Here is an 8,753-nt window from a genome sequence, read left to right on the forward strand (position 1 = left end):
CGGCCGCCGGAGCGGGCGAGATCGTCGGGATCCTGCCCTTCCGGCAGCAGCGCAATCCGCAGGCTCTTGCCCGGCTTGAGCTGCGGCAATGCAAGGTCCGCAGCGCGATAAGCCGCCTTCTGTCCGGCGCGGTCGCCGTCGAAGCAGAGGATCGGCTCGTCGACCATCTTCCAGAGCAGGCCGAGCTGGTTCTCGGTCAGCGCAGTGCCGAGCGGCGCGACAGCGCCGGGAAAGCCCGACGTGACCATGGCGATGACATCGACATAGCCCTCGACGACGATCAGCTGCGCGCCATCATGCGCGGCCTGCCGTGCGGTGAACAGATTGTAGAGATTGTCGCCCTTGTGAAATAGCGTGGTTTCCGGCGAGTTCAGGTACTTTGCCGGAACGTCCTTCTCCAGCGCACGCCCGCCGAACGCGATGACGCGGCCGCGGGCATCCGTGATCGGGAACATGACGCGGTCGCGGAAGCGATCGAACGGCACCGGCTTGTCCTCGCCGGACACCAGAAGCCCGGCCTCCACCATGTCGTCGGTGGAGATGCCTAACGCGCCGAGATGCTCCTTGAGCGCGAAGCGGTCCGGCGGCGCATAGCCCATCCGGAACTGAAGCTGGGTCGCCGGCGAGATGGCGCGGTCGGCGAGGTAGCCGCGCGCCTTGGCGCCGCCCCGTGAGGCCAGCGTGTCGGCAAAGAACTTGGTCGCCAGTTCCATCACGTCGTGCAGGGTGCGGCGGTGCTGCTCGTGCCGTGCGGCATCGGGCGTCACCGCCGGCAGCGGGACACCCGCCATCGCGGCGAGACGTTCCACTGCCTCGGGGAAAGTCACGCCCTCGGTCTTCATCAGGAAGTCGAAGATGTTGCCGTTCAGCCCGGACGAGAAGTCGAACCAGGCCTGCTTCTGGTCGTTGACGAAGAACGACGGCGTCTTCTCCTGCTGGAACGGCGACAGCCCCTTCCACTCCCGGCCGGCCTTCTTGAGCTTGACGCGCCTGCCCACGACTTCCGAGACCGGAAGCCGGGCGCGCAGCTCATCGAGGAATTCGGGCGTGAAACGCATCAGTCAGGATTTTGGGCTCGGGCGGCGAATCGCGGACAACCGGTTAGCCATATAGCGGCACGGCCCGCCATGCCGAACAATGTGGGGCTTTTCCGGGCTATTCACAGGTCTGGCCGGTCAGGGCTCCGTCGAGCGGGCTACCCCCAAATCCACGGTGGAGAGCCTGTGCGGCCACCTTGCCCCCTCCCCGCTTCCGGGATTGGATAGGCCATGTTCACGACATTCAGAGGCGGACAGAGCGGCGGCTGGCAGGTCACGTCCATCACACGGGTGAAGGGCGAGACGCTGCCGAAGGTCGCGGCGCTGTCGATCGTTGCGAGCGAGTCGATCGCGCTGCCGCTGCTGCCGGCGCAGACCTCCTGGCGGCTCGCCGGCGTCGCCAGCCATCTGCGCTACACCGAGAAGGAGGAGCGCGAGAAGCTCTTGGCCGTGCAGGCCGGGCTCGGCCGCAGCGAGGCAACGCACGCGGCGCTGATCCCGATCCGGAAATCCGCGGCGTGGTGGGAGCTGACGCAGGAGGAGCGCCGCAAGATCTTCGAGGACAAGTCGCACCACATCGAAGGCACCCTGAAATTCCTCCCCGCGATCGCCCGCCAGCTGTTTCATTCGCGCGACCTCGGCATGCCCTTCGACTTCCTGACCTGGTTCGAGTTCGCCCCCGACCACGTCACCCTGTTCGACGAACTGGTCGGCATGCTGCGCGCGACCGAGGAATGGACCTATGTCGAGCGCGAGGTCGATATCCGCGTGGTGCGGGAGGTGTGACGTACCCTCTTCATCGTCATGCCCGGGCTTGTCCCGGGCATCCACGTCTTCCTTGCTGGCTGCAACAAAGACGTGGATGGCCGGGACAAGCCCGGCCATGACCTCATATGCGGTTACGTCCGAGCGCTAATGCTCGAGAAACTTTCCTGACGCGATCCGCGGCAGCTCGGTGACCGGCCAGTTGTAGAGATAGGTCCACGCCTCACGCGTGCTGCCGTCGGCGAGCGTGACCTCGAGCATCTCGCGGACATATTCGGTCGGCGGCGGAAAGCCTTCGCCGCAGGCTTCGTACATGTCGAATTCACGCAGCATGGCCTCGCGCTCACGCAAGCGAAACAGCTCACCATGCACGATGTCGGCCGGATCGTCCGACACGACCAGACCCGGATAATGCTTCACCAAATAGAGCCGGCCGCGGCACTGCGCCGGCCCGAGGAATTCGGCATTGCCCGCGAGCAGCTTGGCCATCGGATGGTCGAAGCCGCGCATCAGCGTGCCGTAGACGAAGAGAAGGTCGGTCATGGGTTCAGTTGTCATTCCGGGATGGTCCGAAGGACCAGACCCGGAATCTCGAAATTCCGGGTCTGGTGCTAACGCACCATCCCGGAATGACAGAAAATCCCGAGGGACGCTAGGCCGCCACCACTTCATCCGTCACCACGACGAACTTCGTCAGCGTCATGCGGCCGAAGCTCGTGGTGAGGGCGACGTCGGCGGCGTCGCGGCCGGTCGCCATCAGGATGCGGCCGATCCGCGGCGTGTTGTGGCGGGCATCGAAGGTGTACCACTGGCCGGACAGATAGACCTCGAACCAGCCGGAGAAATCCATCGGCGCGGGGTCCGGCGACACGCCGATGTCGCCGAGATAGCCGGTGCAGTAGCGCGCCGGAATGCCCATGCAGCGGCAGAAGGTGAGCGCCAGATGCGCGAAGTCGCGGCAGACGCCGGCGCGGCTTTCATAGACGTCGTGCGCCGACTTCATGTGATGGGCGTGCTGGTAGCCGAACGTCACGTGGTGGTGCACGAAATCGGTGATCGCCTGCACCCGCGCCCAGCCCTGCGGTGTGTTGCCGAACAGCGACCAGGCAACGTCGGTCAGCTTGTCGGTCTCGCAATAGCGGCTCGGCATCAGATAAAGCAGCATGTCGTCGGGCAATTGCTCGACCGGCACTTGCTGCGCCGCCGGATTGACGATGTCAGGCAGTCCGGAATCGCGCACCAGCGCGCTGCCGCGGAAGGTGACGCCACCGCTGGGGGCAACCAGCCGCCCGCAGACATTGCCGAAGCCGTCGCGATAGAGGCCGATCGGCACGTCCGGCTCAGTCGAAAGGCGCTCGGTGCCGACGATGTCGGCGTAGCGCGACGGATGGATCGACAGCATGATCACCATCGGGGTCGACTGCGCCGCCGTGTAGGTGATCTCGAAGCCGACCTTGATCTGCATCGTCAGGCCGTCTCCTGCTCCGCATTCTCGCCGACCGAGACCACGTTGATGTCGACATCCATGCCGAGAAAGGCATCCGCCACGCCGAGATAGACGCCGTGCAGCGGGATCGCCTGCCGCGGGTCGCGGGCCACCGCGACGCGGATCAGATCGCGCGTGCCGACGATGCCGTTGGTCGGATCGAACTCGATCCAGCCCGCGCTCGGCAGATAGACCTGCACCCAGGCATGGGTCGAGCCGCCGCCGACATAGCCATGCGCGCTGCCGGGCGGCATGGCGAGATAGCCGGAGACGAAGCGCGCAGCGATGCCGAGCCGGCGCAGCGCCTCGATCATGAACAGCGCATAGTCGCGGCAGGTGCCGGACTGCGTGCGCAGCGTGTCGAGCGGATGTTGGGTGCCCTGCTCATAGCGCTTGCGATAGCTGAACGCCTCGCGGATGCCGTGGGTCATGCCGCTGAGGATCTTGAAAGTCGGCGTCGGCGCCTCGACATCGAGGAAGCGCCGCGCCCAGGCCGACAGTTCGCCGTTCGGGTCGCCATATTGCGGCGTGATGAACTGCTGCAGGTCGGGGAATTCCTCATCGTCGTAGAGGAACGGATAGAAATAGGCGGGATCGTCCGGCGTCAGCGCGAACGTATCGGCCGGATTGTGCTCCACCGTCGCGGTCGAGACGAAGGACAGCGTGTCGGCGCGCTCGTCGAAGGCGGCGACCGCGACGCTGTTGCCGAACACGTCGTGGATCCAGCGCAGCGACATCGGCTGTGGATCGATCACAAGTGCGCTGTCGAGCACGCGCAGATCATGGCCGTCACGGGGGCGCAGCATGATGCGGTGTTCGCCGAACGCCACCGGGCGCGCGTAGCGATAAACGGTCTTGTGATGAATAGTCAGCAGCGGCATCTTCAAACAATCATCGTGATTTCGGGCCGCATAATCTATAGAGAAAGCTGCCCGATTCCAGATCAGCATGCCCCCTGAATAGGCAAAGTCGAGGAAAAAAGCCCTTGAATTACGGAGGCGGTCCATCGTTCCTGCTCGCGAGCACCGACGCTTCACCGGTTCTTGAACACAATGCCGGCGGCCGCTCGCCGTTCCTGTTCACCTGCGACCACTACGGCAGGCTGATTCCCTCTCCGCTCGGCGACCTCGGCCTGCCCGACAGCGAGCTCGTGCGGCACATCGCCTGGGACATCGGCATCGCCGGGGTCGCAACCCGGCTCTCGGAGCGGCTCGGCGCGCATTTGATCGCGCAGCCCTATTCGCGGCTTGTGATCGACTGCAACCGTCCGCCGCATGTCGCGAGCTCGATCCCGCTGATCAGCGAGGCTACCACGGTGCCGGGCAATGAAGGCCTGTCGCGCGAGGCCGCCGAGATGCGCCGCGCGCAGATCTTCGATCCCTATCACAAACGCATCGACGAGATCATCGGCGCGCGTGCGCGTCGGGGCCTGCCGACGGTGCTGGTGTCGCTGCACAGCTTCACGCCGGTCTACGCCGGCATCGCACGGCCCTGGCACATCGGTACGCTCTACCACCGCGACACGGTGCTGCCGCCGCTGCTGCTGAAGCACCTGCGCGCCGAGGGCGATCTCGTGGTCGGCGACAACGAGCCCTATGCGGTCAGCGACGAGACCGACTACACGATCCCCGTGCATGGCGAGACGCGCGGCCTGATGAATTCGGGCATCGAGATCCGCCAGGACCTGATCTCCGACCAGGCCGGCGAGACGGCGTGGGCCGAGCGGCTGGCGCGCATCCTCGGCGAGATCGAGGCGACGCTGCGCACGGAAGCGCTGATCTAGTGTCCCGCATCCGAAGTTCGCATCATTTGCCGCACCTTCGGAGCGAGCTTCGGATTCGATAAGGACACTAGCAAACTTATGATTCTAGTGTGCTTTATGAATGCGAAGTTCGTGAAAATGGCTGCCGCGAAATCGCACGAACTTCGCATTCAGCACACTAGCGACTAACGGTCAGCCAGGGCGTGGCCTCTAGCCCGAAGCCAGCTCGACGTGCTTTAATTGGCTGGGTTGAACTTCCAAGTTAGGGTAGTCCGTGGCGCCCGAGCGAGTGGAAAGGCGACTGGCAGCAGTGCTGGCGGCAGATGTCGCCGGCTACAGCCGCCTGATGGGAACGGACGAGGAAGGCACGCTCGCGCGGCTCAAGGCGGCCAGAAAGAATCTCATTGATCCAACGATCGCCGCTCATCGCGGCCGCATCGTCAAAACGACCGGCGACGGCATGCTGGTCGAATTCGGCAGCGCCGTCGATGCAGTGCGCAGCTCTGTAGAGGTTCAGAGCAGGATGGCGGAGCTTAATGCATCCGCACCGCAACAGCAGCGGATCGAATTTCGCATCGGCATTCACGTCGGCGACATCATCATCGACAACGACGACATCTTCGGCGACGGCGTCAACATCGCCGCGCGGCTGGAGAACATCGCGGACCCGGGCGGCATATGCCTGTCTGACGACGCCTACCGGCAGATCCGGAGCAAGGTCGATGCGGCCTTCGAAGACATGGGCCAACAGAATCTGAAAAACATCACTGAACCGATCCGCGCCTGGCGCATAAAGATTGGCGCCAGAACTTCGGCTGAGCGCCATCCGACTCCTGCCGAATCCCATCGCGTGCGCCCGTTTTCGGGAAAGCCCTCCATCGCGGTGCTGCCGTTTCAGAACATGAGCGGCGACAGCGAGCAGGAGTATTTCGCGGACGGGATCGCGGAAGACGTCCTTACGACCCTGTCAAAGATTCAGGAATTGATGGTAATAGCTCGCAACTCGAGCTTCGCATTCAAGGGGCAGAACAGGGACATTCGCGAAATCGGGCAGATCCTGGGTGCTCGTTATCTGCTGGAGGGGAGCGTTCGAAAGATCGGCAATCGCATCAGGTTGACGGCGCAGTTGATTGATGGTCGAGACGGCGGTCATCTCTGGGCGGATCGCTTTGACGGAGACCTGGACGACGTGTTCGATCTCCAGGACCGAATTACGCAAGAGATCGTCGAAGCGCTTGAAGTCCAGTTGACCGTCGGCGAACGCGCAAGGGTGTGGAGAAAACGCTCGGGCAGTCCGCTGGCTTATGAGTATGTCTTAAAGGGACGCGCCCTGTACGTTAATTTCGCAAGGCAAACCCACGCACAGGCGCGGAAGCTTTTTGAACAGGCGGTCGAGATCAATGCCTCGTTTATGCCGGCGCTCTACTTGTTGGGTCTTACCCTGACTGACCAGGCGCGCTTCGGTTGGATCAAGGATGAAAATGAAGCGTATCAAGCCGCACTGGGCTGCGCTGATCGGGCTCTCGCCGCCGACCCTAGCTTTGGGGAAGCATACCTGGTGATCGGCTATGTTCGTATCTATCAACACCGTCATGATGAAGCTGTGGCAGCAGGAGAAACGGCGATCAGCCTCGCTCCCAGCAGCTCTGACGCCCATCACATGGCGGGCATGTACCACGGCTACGCCGGCAATTTCCGAAAAGCCGTCCTCTACGAGGAACACGCCCAACGGCTCAGCCCGATTGAGCGCAACGAATCCATGGTGGACGAAGCGCGCGCAAGATTTCATCTCGGAGATTTCGCGGCGGCGCACGATATAGCCTCCCGCGTCCTGAGGCAGCGGCCGCTCTGGCTGACCGCGCAGTCGACACTCATAGCGGCGCTCTGGAATCTCGGCCGGCAAGATGAAGCGCGCAGCATCTCAACCGACCTGCTGGCGGGCCACCCCAGTTTTAGCTTGGCCCGCTGGGCCAGGCTGCTGCCGTATCGTCGACAGGGCGACCTGGATGCATTGGTCAACCCGCTACGCATGGCGGGGCTCCCGGAGTGAAAACCCGTCATCTTACAATGCCGGCGCGACGCCACACGCAGGCACCTGCGCGGCCGCGACTGCTTGTTCGATTGCCGGTTCGGCTTCTCGCGCATCTCCGCGGATGAGACACCGCAGGGATCGGCATATTCCGATTGGATCGGCTTTGCTGAATGCGCGACCGGTTCGAGGCGCGATCAGGCCAACCCGATCAATTCGGCTGGCGCCGCCAGATGAAGTGCACGTAGAGTAGTACAGGCAGGCCGAGCCCGGCCCACGAGACCGCATCCCACCAGCCGTCGCCGACCAGCGCGCTGATCAATCCGACCGTGCTCACGATCGCGATGACGAGCGGAGCGGTGAAGATCTGGGTCAATGAACGATGCGAGACCATGCTGACGTCACGACGATAATGCGGGGTTGTCGAGGGAGGCGGCGTTGGCGATCGCGCGTTCCTGGCTCACGCCGGCCCTGCGGCGTCGCATCCACAGATACACACCGGTCACGAGGATGAAGATGGTCAGGATGTCGAGCAGCGCCCAGACGATCTTGAGCGGCATGCCGCCATAGTCGCCGAAATGCAGCGGCTGCGAGACGAACAGGGTCGTCACATACCAGGGCATGTCCCTTGTATCGGTCAGCTTGCCGGTTTCCGCGTCGATCAGCGCCGGCTTCAGCAGCCGCGAGGTCAGCGGCGTATCGCCGTGCAGGAACACCGCGTAGTGACTCTTGCTGCTGAACAGGGTTCCCGGGAAGGCGACGAAGCTCGGCGTCATGCCGGGCACCGCGTGGGTGGCCACTTCGACCGCCGCATTCAGCGAGGTCAGCTTCGACGGCACCGGCCGGTCCTTGTACTGCGCGGTCATTTCGGCGAGCTGGCCGAACTGCCACATCTTGAGGACGAGATCGGCCCAGGTGTTGATGACCCCGGTGAAACCGACGACCAGTGTCCAGGCGACGAGCAGGATGCCCGCGAGATTATGGACGTCGAGCCAGCGCACGACGCGGGTCCGCTGCGCGCGGTAGGCGCCGAAGCGCAGCTTCCGCATCGACGGCGCGTAGACCACGATCCCGGAGATGATCGCGACGCAGAACAGGATCCCCATCAATCCGAGGAACAGCTTGCCGGACTGCCCGGCAAACATGTCGGTGTGCAGCTTCAGCATGATGTAGGTGAAGCGGCCGGTCACATCGGGCGCATCGAGATAGGCGCCGGTATGGGTGTCCATCCGGATCAGCAAATTGTTGGTCGGATCGGCATCGATGGTCGGACCGACGCTGACGAACATCGCGCTCGGATCGTCGCGATCCCAGATCAGGAAGTGAGGGACCTTTCCGGACGCCTGCTCCAGCGCGCTGCCGAGCAGACGGTCCAGATTGGCCGGCGGCGTGCCTGGCGGCACGTCGGCCGGCTTGACCTGGCTGTGCAGCAGATCGTCGATTTGCTCGTGGAAGATCAGCGGCAGGCCGGTGATGCAGAGCAGCAGCATGAACAACGTGCAAATCAGGCTGGTCCATTTATGGACAGCGCCCCATCGCCGCAAGGATCTGGTCGTCGCAGTCAATTTCGTCACCTAAAGTGCGATGAGATCAGGTTGGATCGTCATCGAGCTTTAGCCTCTTGTTGAAGCACGATCTTTCCGAAAAACCGCTTCGCACTTTTCGGGATCATGC

At 63.5% G+C, this 8,753-nt stretch carries 9 protein-coding genes; 3 read left to right on the forward strand and 6 right to left on the reverse strand.

The window, feature by feature from the left end; genetic code table 11:
• A partial coding sequence (gene dnaG, locus AKL29_RS44650; protein ID WP_244481948.1) for a DNA primase occupies positions 1-1,058 on the reverse strand: 1,058 nt, incomplete at its 3' end.
• Between the two features lie 210 nt (positions 1,059-1,268).
• On the opposite strand from dnaG, the gene AKL29_RS10815 reads away from it, so the two are divergent.
• Positions 1,269-1,823, forward strand: a complete 555-nt coding sequence (locus AKL29_RS10815; RefSeq protein ID WP_028333145.1) for a chlorite dismutase family protein — start codon at positions 1,269-1,271, stop codon at positions 1,821-1,823.
• Positions 1,824-1,949: 126 nt separating this feature from the next.
• On the opposite strand, the gene AKL29_RS10820 is transcribed toward AKL29_RS10815, so the two are convergent.
• From AKL29_RS10820 to AKL29_RS10830, 3 genes are all read right to left on the reverse strand, one after another.
• Positions 1,950-2,345, reverse strand: a complete 396-nt coding sequence (locus AKL29_RS10820; RefSeq protein ID WP_028333144.1) for a gamma-glutamylcyclotransferase family protein — start codon at positions 2,343-2,345, stop codon at positions 1,950-1,952.
• 109 nt (positions 2,346-2,454) lie between these two features.
• Positions 2,455-3,267, reverse strand: coding sequence for a transglutaminase-like domain-containing protein (locus AKL29_RS10825; protein WP_050384158.1), 813 nt, complete (start codon positions 3,265-3,267; stop codon positions 2,455-2,457).
• Positions 3,268-3,269: 2 nt separating this feature from the next.
• Positions 3,270-4,169 carry a transglutaminase family protein gene (locus AKL29_RS10830; protein ID WP_050384159.1) on the reverse strand — a complete coding sequence of 300 codons (900 nt, stop codon included), beginning with the start codon at positions 4,167-4,169 and terminating at the stop codon, positions 3,270-3,272.
• Positions 4,170-4,273: 104 nt separating this feature from the next.
• Between AKL29_RS10830 and AKL29_RS10835 the strand changes: the two genes are divergently transcribed.
• On the forward strand, positions 4,274-5,071 hold the full coding sequence (locus tag AKL29_RS10835) for an N-formylglutamate amidohydrolase (RefSeq protein ID WP_050384160.1): 798 nt from the start codon (positions 4,274-4,276) through the stop codon (positions 5,069-5,071).
• Positions 5,072-5,360: 289 nt separating this feature from the next.
• On the forward strand, positions 5,361-7,100 hold the full coding sequence (locus AKL29_RS10840; RefSeq protein ID WP_244481920.1) for an adenylate/guanylate cyclase domain-containing protein: 1,740 nt from the start codon (positions 5,361-5,363) through the stop codon (positions 7,098-7,100).
• 190 nt (positions 7,101-7,290) lie between these two features.
• On the opposite strand, the gene AKL29_RS10845 is transcribed toward AKL29_RS10840, so the two are convergent.
• Positions 7,291-7,473, reverse strand: a complete 183-nt coding sequence (locus AKL29_RS10845) for a hypothetical protein (protein WP_050384161.1) — start codon at positions 7,471-7,473, stop codon at positions 7,291-7,293.
• 7 nt (positions 7,474-7,480) lie between these two features.
• Positions 7,481-8,623, reverse strand: coding sequence for a PepSY-associated TM helix domain-containing protein (locus AKL29_RS10850; RefSeq protein ID WP_283809396.1), 1,143 nt, complete (start codon positions 8,621-8,623; stop codon positions 7,481-7,483).
• Positions 8,624-8,753: the final 130 nt, after the last annotated feature.

The organism is Bradyrhizobium pachyrhizi, assembly GCF_001189245.1.
GTDB classification, from domain to species: domain Bacteria; phylum Pseudomonadota; class Alphaproteobacteria; order Rhizobiales; family Xanthobacteraceae; genus Bradyrhizobium; species Bradyrhizobium pachyrhizi.

What these genes read in the sequence shown, in the direction of transcription:
- AKL29_RS10815 (WP_028333145.1), top strand. Translation starts at nt 1,269, where the DNA reads ATGTTCACGACATTCAGAGGCGGACAGAGCGGCGGCTGGCAGGTCACG.
- AKL29_RS10820 (WP_028333144.1), bottom strand. Translation starts at nt 2,345, where the DNA reads ATGACCGACCTTCTCTTCGTCTACGGCACGCTGATGCGCGGCTTCGAC.
- AKL29_RS10825 (WP_050384158.1), bottom strand. Translation starts at nt 3,267, where the DNA reads ATGCAGATCAAGGTCGGCTTCGAGATCACCTACACGGCGGCGCAGTCG.
- AKL29_RS10830 (WP_050384159.1), bottom strand. Translation starts at nt 4,169, where the DNA reads ATGCCGCTGCTGACTATTCATCACAAGACCGTTTATCGCTACGCGCGC.
- AKL29_RS10845 (WP_050384161.1), bottom strand. Translation starts at nt 7,473, where the DNA reads ATGGTCTCGCATCGTTCATTGACCCAGATCTTCACCGCTCCGCTCGTC.